Genomic DNA, 17,985 nt, shown 5'->3' with positions numbered 1-17,985 from the left:
CCGGGTGGCCTAGGATCTGCGATCCTTGGCCACCCGGCTTCGGCAGGCCCGATGCCACTCCCGGGCCCCTTGCCTCGCTCCGCTCAGGCGGTCGTCTCACCTAAGGTGGGATAAGCGCAGCGCAGCTGGATAGGGGGCCGCGGCGTGGCGGGCACCGCGAAGCGGGCACGGCCCCCTATCCAGCGGAGCGCAAACTTAACCAGAAACGAAAGAGAGAAGCCGAGTGGCCAGCCAGGACTGGGTTGAGAAGGATTTTTACGCCATCCTTGGTGTCGCCAAGGACGCCTCTGACGCTGATATTAAGAAGGCGTACCGCAAGCTTGCGCGGAAGTACCATCCGGACACCAATTCCGGGGATGCTACTGCGGAAAAGAAGTTCAAGGACATCTCGGAGGCCTATTCGGTACTCTCGGATGCCGAGGAGCGCCAGCAGTACGATGCCATTCGCGCCATGGGCGGGGCACGCTTCGCACCGGGCGCAGCTCGCGGCGGGCCGGCCAATGGCGGCTTCGAGGACCTGTTCGGCGGCCTTTTCGGCGGCGGCGCACGCCAGCCTGCAGGGGCCGGCGGTATCCCGCCCGAGTTCGCTGACCTCTTCGGCGGCGGCTTCGGCGGTGGACAAACCGGTTTCCAGCGCGCCCCCCAAAAGGGCAGCGACCGCACGGCGTCGACCTCAATTTCCTTTGCCGGCTCCATTCACGGCACCACGGTAAGCCTGCGCGAAAGCAACGGCAACGTCATCGACGTGAAGATTCCCGCGGGTATCAGGGACGGCCAGAAGGTCCGCCAGCGCGGCAAGGGAAACCCGGGTGCCGCCGGCAACGGGGACCTCATCATCACGGTGAACGTCAAGCCCCACGATTTCTTCAACCGCGACGGCGACAACATTCGCATCCATGTGCCGGTCACTTTCGCGGAGGCCGCCTTGGGTTCCAACATCCACGTGCCAACGCTCGACGGCGACACCGTCACCGTCCGCGTCCCGGCCGGCACGCCTTCCGGGCGCACGCTCCGGGTTAAGGGCCGCGGTGTCAAGACATCGAAGGGCGCCGGCGATCTGCTGGTGACGATCGACGTCTCCGTCCCGCAGAACCTCAACAAACAGGCCGAGGAGGCCGTCAAGGCATTCGCCGCAGCCACCGCCGACGCCGATCCTCGTCACGACCTGGCCGCCAAGGCCCGTTTGTAGCGGAAGAAGACACGGGAGGGACGTAGGCATGGGCATCGACATCAACCAGCCGATCTTCGTCATCTCCGTCGCGGCCGAACTGGCTGAAATGCACCCGCAGACCCTGCGCCAGTACGACCGCCTCGGCATCGTGTCGCCGAGCCGTGCGCCGGGCAAGTCCCGGCGTTACTCCCAACGCGACATCGACCGCTTGCGCGAGGTCCAGCGACTCTCCCAGGAGGGCGTGTCCCTCGAGGGAATCAAGCGCATCCTCGAGCTCGAAAACCAGGTGGCCGCGCTGCAGTTCCGTCTGGCCGAGTTGAGCGAGGAATTGCAACGCCGGCGGAGCCCGATGGAGGCCCGCGTTTTTGCGGCCGGAGCGGCGGGCGACGTCGTCAGCCTCGCCCGCGGGCAGCGCCCCCGGGCGCGGTCACAGGCAGTTGTGGTGTGGCGGCCGCGTCCGGGGGAGTAGTCCTTTAGGCCTGCGAGAGGGACGCCAGCAGAACCGGCGCTTCCTGCCCGGCCCACGTGCCACTCAGGGCAGCAGAATCATCCGAGCCAGGCGTCGCCAGATCCAGGACGCGATTGACCAACAGTGTGAGCTCACCGCCGTCGATGCTCGTGACGGCGTCCTGAGTGATCGGAGCCGTTGGGCTCAGTGCGGGGACTTTGCTTCCAGGCGTTCCGCTGCCCTTGACCTCGACGGAACTCGTGCGTGGCTCCAGGGCGCCGTCCACTTCCACGAACTGTTCGGCTTCCCGCTGTCCCGTGAGGATGGCGGTGGCGAGGGCAGTGACGTAGACGGGATCGGCGCAGGCGTCGTGCACCCACCTCTTGCCCAAAACGGAGTGTTCCATGGTGCCAAGAAGCGAGTCCCCGGCACCAGCCAATTCCGAACCCCGGTAGCTCAGGGGAACCTGATAGAGCTTGCCGCCGCGGGAGACCAGATGGGTCTCGAGGCCGACTTCGCCGTCCGGATCATCGAAGCGGTACGCGCCGAGCAGCTCGGTCGGTGCGGACCCGTCTTTGGTGAACCACGGCTGGACGCGCAGATACTTTTCGATGAGTTCAAGTTTGCTGGGACTTAGGGTTGCTCGATGGATGATAGCCATGCGGTTCAGCCTAGTTGGCCAGCGCGGGCGCGGAGACTGATGTCGCGGTCCAGCGCAGGTGCGTGTTGTCGGCGTCGGACGCGGGCTCTTTCAAGAGGGACAGCCGGGGGCGCACGGCGTCGGTGCGGGAGCTCGGCGGTTTGCGTCGGCCCGCCCGGAACTGCGGCACCCACTGCGCGCCGGGGCCCTGGTATTCCTGCTCGGCTGCGGCGTGGAGTGTCCACTGGGGGTCGAACAGGTGCGTCCGGCCCAGGGCCACGAGGTCTGCCCGTCCCGCAAGGAGGATGGAATTGACGTCGTCGTAGCTGGAGATGGCGCCGACGGCGATGACGGCAGCTCCGGCCGGCGCGGCAACTTCCTGCCGGATGCGGTCGGCGAAAGGCGTCTGGTAGCTGCGGCCGAAGGCCGGCTGTTCTTCTTTGGCGACCTGGCCAGTGGAGACGTCGATCCCCGCGGCGCCGCGGACCACGAATGCCCGCGCGATGTCCAGTGAGTCATCCGAGGTGTTGCCGCCTTCGATCCAGTCCGTCGCGGAGATGCGTACCGTCAAAGGCTTGCTGGCAGGCCAGGCCGCGCGGACGGCGTCGAACACTTCCAAGGGGAACCGCAGCCGGTTCTCCAAGCTGCCGCCGTATTCGTCCGTGCGGCGGTTGGACACCGGCGAGAGGAACGAGGAAAGCAGGTAGCCGTGCGCGGCATGGAGCTCGAGGAGGTCGAAACCTGCTTCATTCGCTCGACGGGCAGCATCCGCGAACTGCGCCGTGATGGCGCCCATGCCTGCACTGTCGAGTTCCGCGGGCGTCTGGTTGTCCGGACCGTAGGACAGCGCCGACGGTCCGACGACGTCCCAGTTGCCGGACTCGAGAGGCTCGTCGATGCCTTCCCACATCAGCCGGGTGGAGCCCTTGCGGCCGGAGTGCCCAAGTTGTGCGCCGATCTTCGCCGTCGAGTTGGCGTGGACGAAGTCCACGATTTCCTTCCAGCTGTCCCGTTGGCCGTCCGTGTACAGGCCGGTGCAGCCGGGGGTGATCCGCCCGGTCTCGGAAACACACACCATCTCGGTCATGACAAGGCCGGCGCCGCCAAGTGCCTTGGAGCCGAGGTGGACTTTGTGGAAGTCACCGGGGATCCCGTCGACCGCGGAGTACATGTCCATGGGGGAGACGACGATGCGGTTTTTCACCTCGAGTCCGCCGATACGGAACGGTTGGAACATGGCCGGGGCGGTCTCTGCCAGCCCTTGGGATTGGGCGAAGTTGCGGTCGACGGCGTCGGCGAATTCCGGGTCGCGCAGGCGCAGGTTCTCCTGGGTGATGCGACGGCTGCGCGTGAGGAGGTTGAAAGCGAACTGCGTCGGATCCTGCTCTTTGTATTGGGCGATCCGCTCGAACCATTCCAGCGAAGCCTGGGCAGCGCGCTGGGTGGAGGCCACGACGGGACGCCGCTCGGTTTCATAGGCAGACAGTGCGGATTCCACGTCCGAGTGCTCGTGCAGGCACGCGGCCAGTGCCAGGGAGTCCTCCATGGCCAGCTTGGTTCCGGAGCCGATGGAAAAGTGTGCGGTGTGCGCAGCGTCTCCGAGCAACACCACGTTGCCGTGGCGCCAGCTTTGATTGCGCACAGTGGTGAAGTTGAGCCACTTGGAGTTGTTGGAGAGGATCTCGTAGCCATCGAGTTCCTTGGCGAAGATCGAACGGATTTTCCCGATGGCCTTTTCGTCGGAGACGCCGGGCGGGAAGACGTCGGCCGCGGTCTCGTCGAACCCGGCAGCCCGCCACACGTCCTCGTGCATTTCGACAATGAATGTGGATCCTTCGTCGGAGTACGGGTAGCCATGGATCTGCATGACCCCCCACTCGGTCTCCTTGACGAAGAACTTGAACGCCTCGAACACCTGGTCCGTGCCGAGCCACATGAACTTGTTGGGCCGCAGGTCAAGGCTCGGCATGAAGGAGCCCGCGTATTTGGCGCGGATCTGCGAGTTGATTCCGTCTGCTGCGAGGACCAGGTCATAGTTGGCCTCAAGCTCCTCCACCGGCGGCGCAACGGTCTGGAAACGCAGGTCGACGCCGAGCTCGGCGCAGCGGCGCTGAAGCAGTTCCAGGAGTTCCTTGCGGCTCATGGCCGCAAAGCCCTGGCCGCCCACCGTCACCGTTTCCCCGCCGAAGTGGATGTCGATATCGGACCAGCGTGCGAAGCGCCGGCTCATGTACTCGGCCACGACTGCGTCGGCGTTGCCGATGCCGCCGAGCGTCTCATCGGAAAATACGACGCCGAAACCGAAAGTGTCGCTGGCGGCGTTGCGTTCCCAGAGGGTGATCTTGTGCGACGGGTCGAGTTGCTTCATCAATGCCGCGAAGTACAGGCCGCCGGGGCCGCCTCCCACGATTGCGATTTTCATGCTTTTGCTCCTTCTCCGGCCTGGCCCAGGCCTGCGCCGGCAAGCTGTTGGGGGTCGATGTTGATACGGTCGCGCAGCTTGAAATGCTGCAGCTTGCCGCTGGGGTTGCGGGGAAGTTCGTCAACGAACCGGATGTCCCGCGGGTACTTGTAGGGGGCGATCGCCTGTTTCACGAAGTCCTGGATTTCCTTGCGCTTCGCGTCATCGCCTGTCACGCCTTCGCGCAGGACGATGAATGCGCAGACGACGCTGCCGCGTGCTTCGTCGGGGCGGCCGATGACGGCGTTCTCCACCACGTCGGGGTGCAGGTCGATGGCCGTTTCCACCTCGGGCGCGCCGATGTTGTATCCGGAGGAAACGATCATGTTGTCCGAGCGGGCCTGATATGTGAAGTACCCGTCCTCGTCTTTCGTGAACGTATCGCCTGTGACGTTCCAGCCGTTGACCACATAGTTCGATTGCCGCGGGTCGTCCAGGTAGCGGCACCCGGTGGGGCCGATGACGGCGAGTCGGCCAAGCTGCCCGGCTTCGAGCTCCAGGCCCTCGTCGTCGAGGATCGCTGCCCTGTACCCTGGCACGGCCCGGCCGGTGGTTCCGGGCCGGATGTCCTCCCCGGACGCGGAGATGAACACGTGCAAGAGCTCGGTGGCTCCGATACCGTTGACGAGCCTCAGGCCTGTAGCCTCCCGGACTGCCTCCCACGTTTCCTTGGGCAAATGCTCGCCCGCCGAGACCGCCACTCGCAGCTCGCGGAGCAAGGAGCCGCGGCCTTCCTTGAGGATGGCGCGGTATGCAGTGGGCGCGGTGAACAGGATCGTGGCCCCGGCCGCGGCAGCACTCTCGGCAAGCTCAACCGGGGTGGCCCGTTCCGTCAATAACGAGGACGCGCCGAAACGCAGCGGGAAAACCACCAGCCCGCCGAGGCCGAACGTGAAGGCGAGGGGCGGTGAGCCGGCAAACACGTCGTCGGCGGTTGGCTGCAGAATATGGCGGGCGAAAGTGTCGGCGTTCGCGAGGATATCCCGGTGGAAATGCATGGTGATCTTGGGCGTTCCCGTGGTGCCCGACGTCGGGCCGAGCAGCGCGACGTCGTCGGCTGAGGTGGGCACCGCTGTGAACTCGCCGCTCTTGCCAGCGGCGCGGGACGTGAGGTCGCCGGCGTCGTCGGATCCGTAGGAGAGGACAACGGTGTCCTGTCCTGCCGCAGCGAGCAGTTCGTCCATGAACCGGTGGTCCGAGATGGCCACGGCGGGACGCGTGAGGCTGATAAGCGTGCCGACCTCGCTGGAACGCAGCATCGGCATGGTGGTGACAACGACGGCTCCGGCTTTGAGCACGCCAAGCCAGGCCGCGACAATCCAGGGATTGTTCGGCCCGCGCAGCATGACGCGGTTGCCGGGCACCACTCCGAAGTCCTCGGTGAGGACCTGGGCGACCTGGTTGGCGCGTTGCTGCAGTTCACCGTAAGTCCAGACCGCGCCGTCGGGGGTTCGCAGGGCGGGCTTTCCGGCACCGTGGGTTGCGACAGCGTCGTCGATGAGTACCGCTGCTGCGTTGAGCATCGCCGGGTACTGCAGTTCCGGCAGCGTGAATTCGAGGATGGGCCATGCGCTGGCCGGTGGCAGATGGTCGCGGGTGAAGGTGTCCACGTGGGCTGATCTCAACATTGTCATGGCCACTCCTTTCAGTAATACGGCGGATAAGTCGAAGGTGTTCAGGAACCGGCGCGGATCATGCCCTCTTGGGCCACCGTTGCCAGCAGGCGTCCTTGCCTGTCGAAGAAGCGGCCCATGGCCAATCCGCGGTTGCTCTGGCCGGACACGGCTTCCTGGGCGTAGAGGACCCAGTCGTCGGCGCGGCCGTCGCGGTGGAACCACATGGAATGGTCGAGGCTGGCCGTGGCGAGCCCTGGGCTGGACCAGTGCAACCCGTTCACCCGGAGCAGGGGCTCAAGGATGGTGTAGTCGCAGACGTAGGCCAGTGCTGCCCGGTGCAGATCGGCGGTGGCGTGTTCGTCACCGGCGTCGGGCAGTTGCTCGAAGGCTTTCACCCAGATGGCCTGATACGGCAGGGATTCGCCTTCCACCTGGAGATATACCGGACCGGGAATATGCCGCATGTCGAAGCTTCGCTTCGAGGACCAGTATTCGGCGGCAGGCCCCTCGACCCCCTGCAGCACCTCGGCGGCGCTGCGGAGGGACTCGGGTTCGACGGCGGATGGCGCCCCGGGCTGGAACTCCGGGCCGTCTTCGGGCACCTGGAACGAACCCATCGCCGCGTACACGGTCTTGCCGTTCTGGTAGCCCCGCACGCTGCGGGTCGAGTATCCACGGCCGTCGCGGAGGCGTTCAACCTCGTAGCGGACCGTGGCCCCGATCTCCACGGGGCGCATGAAGTAGCTGTGCATCGAATGCAGCGAACGGTCGGCGTCGACCGAGCGCATCATCGCTGCCGCCGCCTGGGCCACCATGTCTCCACCGTAGGCCTTGGGCCACGGAACGTACTGCGAGGTGGCTTCGTAGGCTTCGTCGTGGATCCGGGCCGGGACGGCAGTCAGCTCGATGGCGTTGAGGAATGTCTCCGAGGTCAGGATTCCAGTGGACATGTCCATCAGGCCCTGCGGAAGTCTGCGAGGGTGTCGTCGGCAACGTCTTCGAGGTTGACCACGAGGTTCTCCGGGGTGCGCGCGGTCAGCCACACCAGTTCTTCGGTGACGGACATGTTGGCCTCGACATGCGGCATGAAGGGCGGGACGAATACCCAGTCGCCGGTCTTCATGTCCAGGAACTCGGAGTAGTCCTCACCGAAGTAGATGCGGCCGTGGCCGCGGAGCACGTAGCCGCCGGTTTCCGCTTCGCCGTGGTGGTGCGGCAGGGAGCGGTAGCCGGGAACATTGGAGACCTGCCCGAACCAGATCTTGGTGGCCGGGGTGTGCTGGATGCTGACGCCGGAGACGCGGACGCAGTCGCCGGACTGGGCGGTATTGGTGTCCTCTTCCCCGGCGCGGGTGACGACGGGCACTACTTTGCCATCGGGCTGGGCGTAGATGGAGTTGTCGCCTTCGGTACGGTACTCGGTGGCGGTTTCGCTCATGATGCTCACTCCTTGGAAGTGCTTGTGGATGTTGTGGTTGTCTTGGATGAGGCCGCTGTATGGATCCGGATGCTGTTTTCCAAGCGGCCGATGCCAATGATCTCGGTGGTGAGGATGTCGCCGTCGTTCAGGAAACGCGGGGGAGTCATGCCCATGCCTACTCCGCCCGGGGTCCCGGTGAGGACCAGGTCTCCTGGACGCAGGACTGTGAACTGGGAGATGTAGGACAGGAGTTGCGCCGGGCTGAACACCAGCGTCCCCGTGTTCCCGGACTGCACCAGCTTGCCGTTGACATAACCGCGGACCTCGAAATCGCCGTCGATCTCGTCCGCGGTCACCATGACCGGCCCCACCGGTGTGGTGCCGTCGAACGCCTTGCCCTGGAACCACTGGAGGGTCCGGTTCTGCCAATCGCGCATGGAAACGTCGTTGGCCACCGTGTACCCCGCGATAGCCTTTCGCGCTTCGTCTTCGTCCGCGCGGAACAGCTCGGAGCCGACGACGACGGCCAGCTCGGCTTCCCAGTCGACCTTCGCGCTGCCGTGGACATGGATGGTGTCAGCCGGACCGATCAGGGTGTCCGCGTACTTCGAGAAGAGCGTGGGGTACTCCGGCAACTCGCGGCCCATTTCCTGGATGTGGTCTGCGTAGTTCAGCCCGCAACAGATGACCTTCCCGGCGCGTGGCAGCAGCGGGGCCAGCTCGCTGGGAGGTGCGGAAACGGTACCTGATCCGGAGGCTGCAGCGAAGGCGGCTGCCACGATCGCGCGCCAGTCCGTGACGGCGAGAAGGGCTCCGACGTCGTTGGCCGGCAGCGGAACGTAACTGTTCCCGCCCGTGGCGAGCGCCGCCGTCGTGCCCCCGTCGGCTGTCCGCAAGGTGGCCAGCTTCATGCGTTATGTCCCTTCGTTTCCCGGCAATTCCTGCACTCGTTCTGATGTGTCGACATTTTTACGATCGTCACATATGCTCAACGTAGCACGGCGGGGAATGATCTGCACAGGGGTTTTTTTGAACATGTCGCAGCCGCCATCAAGAGGAGGAACAACATGAGCCACAAGACCGTCAATCCCGGGTCGCTCCCGAAGCCGTCAGGCTTTGCGCACGGAATGCTCGCCGGAAACACCTTGTTCCTGGGCGGGCAGACCGCCCTGGACAAGGACATGAACATCGTTCCCGGCGGGATCGTAGAACAGTTCAGTCAGGCGTTTTCCAATGTGCTGACCACCCTGCGCGAGGCCGGCGGACTACCCGAGGACCTGGTCAGTGTGACCATCTACCTCACCGACGTGGACGACTACATGGCCAACGGCCGCGAGATCGGACGGATCTGGCGCGAAATGGCCGGATCCGAGTATCCCGCCATGGCCGGAATCGGCGTCACGCGGCTTTGGCAGAAGGAAGCCCTCATCGAGATCCAAGGCATCGCGGTCATTCCGGAGCGCTAGCCCTGACGCACAACACCCGAGAAGTTTCGAGCAAAGGAGACAACGATGTCACAGAGCTTCGACCTGATTAAGAACCGTGAGAGCGGACTCAAACGCGAACTCACCAGTCCTCAGCTGACCATGATCGCGCTGGGCGGTGCGATCGGCACCGGGCTCTTCCTCGGAAGCAAGTTCGCAATATCTTTCGCCGGGCCCAGCGTCCTGCTGAGCTATGCAATCGGTGGCCTGATCGCCGTGATGCTGATGGGGGCGCTGGCCGAGATGACCGTCGCGCACTCGACCACCGGGTCCTTCGGGGCATTCGCCGAGCATTACATCTCCCCCCTCGCAGGATTCATGGTGAAGTACCTCTACTGGTCCTGCGTCGTGCTGGCCGTGGGCACGGAAGTCCTTGCGATCGGCGATTACATGAAGCTGTGGTTCCCCGGAGTTCCTCCGCTTGTTTGGATCCTGTTGTTTGCCGGGGTCCTCATCGCCGTCAACATGTTCAACGTCAAGGCCTTCGGCACACTGGAATACTGGTTCTCCAGCATCAAAGTGTTCGCCATTCTCGGATTCATCCTGCTCGCCGCCATTCTGGTCTTTGGAAGGCAGGACGCTGGCTACGGCATCCATAACTACACCGCCGAGGGCGGCTTCTTCCCCAACGGGGTGTCCGGCATGTGGGTCGCGGTGATTGTCGCGATCTTCAGCTACCTCTCGGTGGAAATGATCGCCATCGCTGCGGGCGAAGCGAAGGATCCGGGAACCGCGGTCAAGAAAGCATTCAAGGTCACCGTATTCCGGCTCTTCCTCTTCTACATCCTGACCCTGGCTCTTATCCTGGCGATTGCGCCCGTCAGCCAGATCCTCGCCGGAAACAGCCCGTTCGTCACCGTCATGCAGGTCATCGGCATTCCGTTCGCCGACTCGGTCATCAACATTGTGGTGATTGTGGCGGCGCTTTCAGCGATGAACTCGCAGCTCTACATCTCTACGCGCATGATGTTCAGCTTGTCCCGTGCCGGACAGGCGCCGGCCGTGTTCGGGCGGCTTCACAAGAACGGATCCCCGGTGAACGCGCTGATCCTGTGCACAGGTGGAATCGCGGTCGCGGCGTGCGTCTACGCCCTGAACCCGGAGTCCGGCTTCACCTTCATGATGGCGTTGTCGATGTTCGGGGCCATGGCCACATGGCTCATGATCTTCGTAACCCACCTGTCGTTCCGACGCTCAGCGAAGCGCGACGGTACGGCTCTGTCATACAAGCTGCGGTTCTATCCTGCAGCCTCCTGGGGCGGAGCCATCCTCATGGTTGCCATCATGGTCACGACGCTCTTCGTTGACGCCTTCCGGATGACATTGATCTTCGGGGTCCCGTTCGCCATCGGCATCGTCGTCCTCTACTTCCTCCTGAGGAACCGCCGCCAAGGCGCCACTTCGGCAAATGCAGAGCCCGACGCCGACCGGAGCCTGGAGGGGGCAGCGCACTCCTAGGGGAAGCCCGGCCGCCGCGGCCGACCTTCCCGCCTGCTCCCAGGACCTGGGTGGTAGGCCTTAGGGCGCCACCAGATCGACGTGGCCGTGGATGAGCTCGTGTGCGTGGGCTGCCGCGAGGGGCGCGGCAAGGCGATGAACCGCCTGGAACGTCTCGCGAACCGCCGGGCCGCGCCAGTCCTCCGGGAGGTATTCCAGCGGCAGGTTCGGGTCCCGGTACGGGAAACGGCGCCACAGTGTCAGCATGGGAATGTAGTAGCGGAAAGCATCCCGGCGTAGCTGGGCTGTCGAGTTGGCCAGGGCGGCCTCGGGATCATCTCCTACCACTCCGGCCCAAAGATCTCCGGCCCCTTCGTAGAGATCCAGGAACTCGGCGAATTGCTCGTCGATGGCCTTCAGATCCCACCATTCGGCCACCTTCGGCCTCATGGGTCCCTCAAAGAGGTAGTCGCCCCGGAAGAAGTCCACAAACTGGATGAGACCGTGCGAGGCAAGCCGCTCCCGAGCCTGATCCAGGACTTGGACCGGGGCAATCCATACCCCCGATGCCACAGATCCAAAACCGAGTCCGGACAGCTCGGAGCGTAGTTGGTGCCGGCGGTTCCGCATTGATTCGGGGACCGAGAACACAGCGAGGACCCAGGATTCCAACTGGGCGGAGCGATCAGCGGCGAAGATCCTCCGGTCGCCCTCGCGGAAGACGTCCAGAACGGTGTCAGAGAGTTCGTATTTGGCGACGCCGTCCTGACGGACACTTTTGAGGACACCCTTGGCCTTCAGCCGCGAGACCGAGGAACGGACTCCCGGCGCGTCGTAGCCGAGGTCGCCCAGCATGGAAATCAGGACGGATACGGGGAGGGCGTCGCCCGAACTGCGCCCGTAGAGCCCATAGATGGTGACGATCAGCTGCTGGTGGCGCACCGGGGGAGCGGGCATGTCCATCACAGGTTCAGACCCTTCGGGACTGTCGTGCCGGTGGCCTGCCGGATCCGTTCCGGCCACGGTTGGGCCGAGCCCGAGCCCGCTGGGACGTGGGCGGTGGTCAGCGTCCCATGGGAAGCCAGGCCGCCCGGCGAGTTTGGATGCGCATGGCCGTAGACCTCGAAGGCAAGGGTCATGGACGTACGGCCGAGCTTTTGGATCCTCACGGTTGCTGTCACCCGTTGGCCAAACCACAGCTTGGCCGTGTAATTGACCACTTGTTGCACTCGTGGAGCGCTCGGAAAGTACTCCGGAAGCACCAGATTCCGGAAGAGCTCTGCCTCGGCAGCCTCGACCCAACGCATGATCGCCGAATTGTGTTGATGGCCCGACGCATCGGTGTCCACCCACTCCACAGTTCTGTCGATGCTTGCCTGCATCACTGCCGGCGCTTCGGTGCCATCCACGGTTCCCCCTTCGGCGACGTTGTACTGCTCAGGCCGCGTTCAATTGTATATGTCAAGTGACGGCCGTTCGGAACCCGATATGTTTCCGAAGAGCCACCTCATGCGGCTTGCGATCGGGCGGATCACGGTGGGATTGAGGGCGCGTGATGCGCGAGTAGTGGGGCGTTCGTTTTCCTGCGCGCCCAGTTGCTTCAGGCGTCGCGTCCAGCCAGACGTCGATTAAGCCGGTCCACTTCGTCCAAGACTTCGGTTGCTGCCCATGCGCGATTCCGTTGCGACTGGGTGATCTGCGTCAGAATGCCGGCGTTCGTCAGCCTGTCCAGGACCCTGTAGATGGATCGCTCTTCGATGCCCGCGATGTATGCGGCGCTGTGCGCTTCGAACACCGGCCGCTCCAAGAGCCAAGGAATGATCTTCTCGTCTGCGGAGCCTTTCCGGGGCCGGGCCGCCTCTGTCCATGCCGCCGGGAGGGCGTCGAGGGATGCCACTGACTCGCGGGCCGCTTCCGCTGCGCGGAGTGAGGATTTGGCCAGATACAGCACGAACGGATCTACGTCGCCATTGCGGTAGTTGTTGAGCAAGGAAAAGTAGGTCTCCACATCCGCAACCATGGCCGAAGCGATCGGAATTACCGTGTTCTTAGTCAGCCCTCGCCGGCGGGAGATCGCTCCGATCAGCGCCCGGCCAATACGGCCGTTGCCGTCGGTGAACGGGTGGATGGATTCGAAATGGGCGTGCGCAATAGCCGCTTGGGCCATGATCGGGACGTCCCGCCGGGCGGAGAACGCCATGAGATCGTCCATGAATCCGGGGACGAGCTCTGCAGGCGGCGGTACATGGATGGCCCCTCGGGGTGAGTGGTCGCTTCCGCCGACCCAGTTCTGGACGTTCCGGAATGAACCGGCATGCCTGCCGTCCATGGGGTCATCCTTCATGAGCATCTTATGCGCGGCAAGCAGGGCCTCCAGCCTGACCTCGCCTGTGGTGCCCGCATCGTTGATCATGCTCTGGACCGCTTCGGCGGCAGCCACCATCGAATTGGCCTGATCCGTTGCCTTCAGCCCGATCATGGCGCGGGCGTAGTCATTTCGCTTGGCGTCGACGTGCTCGATCTTGGATGACGAAACCGCCTCGCTGCGAAGGAGAAATCCGCTGATGGCGGCCATGCGGGAAGCTGCGGTTACATCCAAGGATGCGATGGCGATCGCAGCCTCTTCGAGCGCCACGATGGTTTCACGTCCGGGCTCGAACCAGAGATCCGCTATGAGCGGCGGCAGCGATACCTCTACCTCTGTGAACTGCCGGTCCTCGCGGGGCGGTCGTCCGGATGACTTCCATGGCACAATCTTGCTCCCGTGCGCGGGCCAAACGGCCATGTAGTCTCCTGAAAACGGTGAGTTAGTCGCTTGCTACTCACATTTTATGGCAAAAAGGTGAGTAATGGCGACCTTGGTGGTCGTTTCCGAAACGGAGAAGCCTTACTCGGCGAACAGCCCCGCCAGGTCCTCCGCCGTCAGGGCGCCACCAGTCAGGGCATCGCCTTCCATCACATCCGCGAACAGCTGCGACTTCCTGGTCTTGAGCGCCATGACCTTTTCCTCGATGGTGTCCTTGGCCACCAGGCGGTAGACCATGACGTTCCTCGCCTGCCCGATCCTGTGGGTGCGGTCCACGGCCTGCGCTTCGGAGGCAGGGTTCCACCATGGGTCCAGCAGGAAGACGTAGTCGGCTTCGGTCAGGTTCAGGCCGAAGCCGCCGGCCTTCAAGGAAATGAGGAACACGGGCGCTGCGCCGTTCTTGAATTCGCTCACGACGTCGGCCCGATTCCGGGTGCTGCCGTCGAGGTAGCAATATTCGATGTCCTCCGCGTCGAGCCGCTCCCTGACCTTGCCCAGGAATCCCGTGAACTGACTGAAGATGAGGGCCCTGTGCCCCTCGGCAACGATGTCCTCCAGCTGTTCGAACAGCACATCCAGCTTGGACGAGCGCACTGCGGACAGGGACTCGTCCACCAGGGAGACATCCAGGCTCAGCTGCCGCAGCAGGGTGAGCGACTGGAAAATGGTGAAGCGGTTCTTGTTGACATCGTCGATGAGCCCAAGGATTTTCTGCCGCTCACGCTGCAGATGCGTCTGGTACACCTTCTGGTGCCGCGGGTTCAGCACCACTTCCAGCACCTGCTCCTGCTTTGGGGGCAGGTCCTTGATGACCTGCTCTTTGGTGCGGCGCATCATGAGGGGGCGGACCCGACGGCGGAGCTTGGCGAGCTGGGCCTTGTCGCCGTTCTTTTCGACAGGCTTTTGGTAGTACTCCGCGAAGCGGCGCGGGCTGGAGAACAGCCCGGGTGCGACAATCGAGGTCAGCGCCCAGAACTCCATGAGGTTGTTCTCAAGCGGCGTTCCCGTGATGGCCAGCTTGAAGGAAGCCGGGAGTTTCCGGGCGCACTGGTACGCCTTCGACTGGTGGTTCTTCACGAACTGGGCCTCGTCGAGCATCAGCCCGGCCCATTCCTTGGCAGCGTAGGCCTCGTAGTCGATCCGGAACAGCGCGTAGGAAGTGATGACGACGTCGGTTCCGGCCATCGCTTCCTGCGGATCCGTGCCGCTCTTGGCGAAGGTCTCTCCGACGGTCTTTATGCTCAGGCCGGGCGCGAAGCGTTGGACCTCGGCGGCCCAGTTGCCCACGACGCTGGTAGGCGCGACCACCAAAAAGGGAGCGCTGCTGCCCGCGCCGTCAGCGACGGATTCAGCCTGCTCCTTCGCCGCGCACATCAAGGCAATCGCCTGCACGGTCTTGCCAAGCCCCATGTCGTCGGCCAGGACTCCGCCCAGGCTGTGGCGGTACAGGAAACTCAACCAGTTGAAGCCCTCGAGCTGGTACGGACGGAGCTCGGCATCAAGCGAGTCCGGCAGCGGCAGCCCGGTCACGCCGTCGTCGAGCAAGCCGCCCACGGCCTCGCGCCATGCGGCCGCTTGCTCGTCCACAATCCCCAATTGCGCGAGCTCATCCCAGAGCCCGGCCTGGAAGCGGCTGATCTGCAGGGTGCCGTGCCGGTCCGGGTTGTCCTGCAAGGACCTGGCCTCGTCGATCAGCGCGCGGAGCTGGTGCAGCTCGGGCAGGTCCAGCGAGAAGTAGGCGCCGCTGGGCAACAACATCCGGCTCTGGCCGGCCGCGAGGGCGGAGAACACCGCGGCGAAGGACACAGGTTCGCCCTCAAGGGTGATGACGATGCCGAGATCGAACCAGTCGCGGTTGTCGGTGGCCTTGGTCGAGATGGAGACGACGGGAGCCTCGGTGGCCTCGCGGTAGTCGGCGATCTCGCCGGAGGTGTCCACGACGACGTCGGGCAGTTCGCGGAGCCGGGGCAGCACCTCCTCGGTGAAGGCCAGGGTGTCCAGGCCGTCCAGCGCCACCGAGGCCGCAAGGCGTGGAGCTCCCCATCCTCCGCTCGAGGATTCGCCCAGCGCGGCAACCACATCCCAAGGCCGGCCCAGGGACTCCAGGATCCGGGCTTCCTCGGCGTCGTCGCGGTAGCCGTGGTCGTCCGGGTGCCGCCAGAGGGGCTGGGCCGTCACGAGCTTGCTGGCCTTGTAGTGCCACTCCCAGTGCAGCCGCACCCGGTGGTCGGAGCCGTAGTTCGCCAGCAGGGACAGCGTGGGCACGGCGAGGACCGGCAACTCCACTGAATGGTCCGCTGCCGTGACCCGGGTGGACTGCTTGAGCTTCGGATAGAACGCCGTGAGGAAGCGCTCTTCGTCCTTCGCCGGGATCTGGAGCCGGGATGCGCCCATGACGAAATCGAGGAGTTCCTGCGACTCGCCGCCCTCCAACGGAGCCAGCGTGATGAGGTTCTCGGGTGCCGATACGCCGGGCAAGTGCCCGTCGCCGGGACCCGTGAAGAACAAGCCATGCGCCGGGCGGCCGATCAAGCCCAAGGTGGCCGGATCAAGGGCGTCCCCGCCCAAGGTCACCGACGGTGCGAGCTGCAGTCCGTCGTCGGGCCGGCTAAGGTCAAGCCCGACGACGGCGGGCTCGGCAGCAATGCGGACCGGCTCGGCTCCGCCGGAGTGGATGAGCGCGATCCCTATCTTCTCGGCCTCAGCTATGAGGCTCCACAGGTTCTTGCCGGCGAATTCGTTGAGCAGCATCCACATGCTCGAAGTGAGCTGACGGTAGTCCGCGGTGGAATGTGCGGCCAGGAAGTTCTGCATCCAGTCGATATGGGCTTCGTTGAACTCGCGCTTGTAGCCGAGGTAGTTCAGGTTGGTCCAGGAAACATCGCCCCGGATCCATTTGCCCTTGGCGCCCATCATCACCGGGCGGGCCTTGAGCTGGCGCACGCTGCGGAGCGGATCCCGCCGGCCTGTGTAGGAGAAGTGCGGGGCGGGTTCTTCCACCTCGAACGCCAGCGCCAAGGGGAGGCCCTGGCCTTGCGTTGGGGTTCCCGGAGTGGCGATGAGCTTGCTGAGTGCCTGCTCCCAGGCCGGCCGCTGCACGATTCCCCCAGGCTGGGCCGTCTGTCCGAACGCAGGCGCGCTCAGCAGCTCTGCCCGCACGGCAGGATGGTCTTCGGCGGCGAAGAGAAGGGCGGCCACATGTTTGCAGTCCTTGCGGACGGGGCAACTGCACACGCCTACGGTGCAGCTCCAGCCGCCGGGCTTGCGGACCAGCTTGGCCGACGTCGAATACGCTGACGGGCCACTGCCCCTGACCTTGCCCATCATCAGACCCGTAGCGGAATCGAAAGTGATGCTGCTGACCCGGCTTCCCATGGCATAGGCGAGGCCGGCCGCCAGGGAGCGGTCGTTAATGGCGGGTGTCTGAATCGCCAGTTCCCAGGAGTCGTCTGAGTGGGAAGGCATTCGTTGGGGCTACTTTCGGCAGGAGGCTATCTATGAATCCTAGCCAGCCACGGTCAGCCCTGAAACTTTGCCGGACGTTCACCTCTGCCTAGCTTGCCCGACAACCGCCCCCGCGTACGTTGAAAGGGTCCGGAGCAGCACAAGCTTCCAAGCAGTGAGGAAATCCCATGACCAGCAATGAGACCACCTTTAGGAACGTGACAGTTCTGACGAAGGACAGCATCGAGGCCGACAACGCAGCCGTTGTGGACGCGAACGTCACCGTGGTCAACGAGATGTACGAGGAGCTCCTCAACCATGAGGAAATCGCCACCAACGCCCTGCGCAGCTACTTTGTGGACTACTACCTGACACAGGCACTCGCGGGCGGTTTCGCCCAGTACGTGTTCACGGTCCCGGAACGCGAAGAGGTGGATGCGTTTGTCCGCGAAGGACTCGAAGGAATGGGCGCCAAAGGCCACCTTGAGCTGTTCAACCGCACCGCCGCAGCGTTCGACGCGCTGTCCGAGGACGACGCCGAGGCCTACTTGGACGGCGATCTTGACGAGTCCGAAGAGGCACCGGAAGCCGTTGCTGAGCTCGAGGCCCTCGACGGCGAATTCGAATCCCTCCTGGAGACCGAAGACATCATCGAACTCAACGCGGCGTGGCTCCGCAGCCAGGACGGCGTGCTCTACCTGGACGAGGAGCAGCTGAAGGCACACATCGCCGAGCGCGTGGCCCTGATCCCGAACCTCGAAGAGCGCCAGGCCGAGGCGGCCGAAGCGGAACTCGAGAACGCCCCCGAATTCGAGCTCATCATCCGTGAACTGTGCGATGTTGCCGGCTACCAGCTGGAGAAGATCACCATGGGCGATCCCAACTACGAGCACGACGGCGAGACGATCCTCGCATGGCACTTCACCACGGACCACGGCAACTACATCATGATCGAAGAGGACGACGAAGCCTTCATGATCCACCCGGAGACGAAGGAAATCATCGCGGCCGTCGAGTTCGAAGACGCCTAAAACGCCCGAAACGCTCGCTCACCTTTA

15 protein-coding genes are annotated in these 17,985 nt (G+C 64.2%); 5 read left to right on the top strand and 10 right to left on the bottom strand.

What is annotated here, in order from left to right; all coding sequences use genetic code 11:
* Positions 1–223: 223 nt before the first annotated feature.
* Together AB4Z38_RS06270 and AB4Z38_RS06265 are read left to right on the top strand one after the other, a co-directional pair.
* Complete coding sequence (locus AB4Z38_RS06270; protein ID WP_345448435.1) at positions 224–1,189, top strand: DnaJ C-terminal domain-containing protein; 966 nt, start codon at positions 224–226, stop codon at positions 1,187–1,189.
* Positions 1,190–1,217: 28 nt separating this feature from the next.
* A complete protein-coding gene (locus AB4Z38_RS06265; protein ID WP_441428909.1) occupies positions 1,218–1,640 on the top strand; it encodes a heat shock protein transcriptional repressor HspR in 423 nt (140 codons plus the stop codon).
* Between the two features lie 4 nt (positions 1,641–1,644).
* Here AB4Z38_RS06265 and AB4Z38_RS06260 read toward each other — a convergent pair whose 3' ends face one another.
* Genes AB4Z38_RS06260 through AB4Z38_RS06235 form a run of 6 tightly spaced genes read right to left on the bottom strand, consistent with a single transcriptional unit; the run spans position 1,645 to position 8,667 of the window.
* Positions 1,645–2,280 carry a CG0192-related protein gene (locus AB4Z38_RS06260; RefSeq protein WP_441428908.1) on the bottom strand — a complete coding sequence of 212 codons (636 nt, stop codon included), beginning with the start codon at positions 2,278–2,280 and terminating at the stop codon, positions 1,645–1,647.
* A gap of 10 nt (positions 2,281–2,290) precedes the next feature.
* Positions 2,291–4,681 (bottom strand): bifunctional salicylyl-CoA 5-hydroxylase/oxidoreductase, encoded by a 2,391-nt coding sequence (locus AB4Z38_RS06255; protein WP_441428907.1) that lies wholly within the window; start codon positions 4,679–4,681, stop codon positions 2,291–2,293.
* Positions 4,678–6,354, bottom strand: a complete 1,677-nt coding sequence (locus AB4Z38_RS06250; protein ID WP_441428906.1) for an AMP-binding protein — start codon at positions 6,352–6,354, stop codon at positions 4,678–4,680. Before AB4Z38_RS06250 ends, AB4Z38_RS06255 begins: the two co-directional genes overlap by 4 nt.
* A gap of 41 nt (positions 6,355–6,395) precedes the next feature.
* Positions 6,396–7,286 carry an acyl-CoA thioesterase gene (locus tag AB4Z38_RS06245; RefSeq protein WP_441428905.1) on the bottom strand — a complete coding sequence of 297 codons (891 nt, stop codon included), beginning with the start codon at positions 7,284–7,286 and terminating at the stop codon, positions 6,396–6,398.
* A gap of 5 nt (positions 7,287–7,291) precedes the next feature.
* Positions 7,292–7,774 (bottom strand): cupin domain-containing protein, encoded by a 483-nt coding sequence (locus tag AB4Z38_RS06240; protein WP_441428904.1) that lies wholly within the window; start codon positions 7,772–7,774, stop codon positions 7,292–7,294.
* A 5-nt stretch (positions 7,775–7,779) separates the two neighbouring features.
* Positions 7,780–8,667 (bottom strand): fumarylacetoacetate hydrolase family protein, encoded by an 888-nt coding sequence (locus tag AB4Z38_RS06235; protein WP_441428903.1) that lies wholly within the window; start codon positions 8,665–8,667, stop codon positions 7,780–7,782.
* A gap of 156 nt (positions 8,668–8,823) precedes the next feature.
* Between AB4Z38_RS06235 and AB4Z38_RS06230 the strand changes: the two genes are divergently transcribed.
* A complete protein-coding gene (locus AB4Z38_RS06230; RefSeq protein ID WP_441428902.1) occupies positions 8,824–9,222 on the top strand; it encodes a RidA family protein in 399 nt (132 codons plus the stop codon).
* Positions 9,223–9,267: 45 nt separating this feature from the next.
* On the top strand, positions 9,268–10,698 hold the full coding sequence (locus AB4Z38_RS06225) for an amino acid permease (RefSeq protein ID WP_441428901.1): 1,431 nt from the start codon (positions 9,268–9,270) through the stop codon (positions 10,696–10,698).
* Between the two features lie 60 nt (positions 10,699–10,758).
* Here the strand turns inward: AB4Z38_RS06225 and AB4Z38_RS06220 are convergent, their stop codons facing one another.
* The 4 genes from AB4Z38_RS06220 to AB4Z38_RS06205 form a co-directional block, all read right to left on the bottom strand.
* A complete protein-coding gene (locus AB4Z38_RS06220) occupies positions 10,759–11,640 on the bottom strand; it encodes a PaaX family transcriptional regulator (RefSeq protein WP_441428900.1) in 882 nt (293 codons plus the stop codon).
* Positions 11,640–12,086, bottom strand: a complete 447-nt coding sequence (locus tag AB4Z38_RS06215; protein ID WP_441428899.1) for an acyl-CoA thioesterase — start codon at positions 12,084–12,086, stop codon at positions 11,640–11,642. The genes AB4Z38_RS06220 and AB4Z38_RS06215 overlap by 1 nt, the downstream gene beginning before the upstream one ends.
* Positions 12,087–12,277: 191 nt before the next feature.
* Positions 12,278–13,462 (bottom strand): Fic family protein, encoded by a 1,185-nt coding sequence (locus AB4Z38_RS06210; protein WP_441428898.1) that lies wholly within the window; start codon positions 13,460–13,462, stop codon positions 12,278–12,280.
* Positions 13,463–13,564: 102 nt separating this feature from the next.
* A complete protein-coding gene (locus tag AB4Z38_RS06205) occupies positions 13,565–16,948 on the bottom strand; it encodes a DEAD/DEAH box helicase (RefSeq protein WP_441428897.1) in 3,384 nt (1,127 codons plus the stop codon).
* Positions 16,949–17,115: 167 nt separating this feature from the next.
* Between AB4Z38_RS06205 and AB4Z38_RS06200 the strand changes: the two genes are divergently transcribed.
* Positions 17,116–17,958, top strand: coding sequence for a DMP19 family protein (locus AB4Z38_RS06200; protein WP_441428896.1), 843 nt, complete (start codon positions 17,116–17,118; stop codon positions 17,956–17,958).
* Positions 17,959–17,985: the final 27 nt, after the last annotated feature.

Source organism: Arthrobacter sp. 2RAF6 (assembly GCF_052115205.1).
GTDB lineage: Bacteria > Actinomycetota > Actinomycetes > Actinomycetales > Micrococcaceae > Arthrobacter.
The sequence above is the reverse complement of the archived record's forward strand: the minus strand, read 5'-3'. Positions and strand labels throughout refer to the sequence as shown.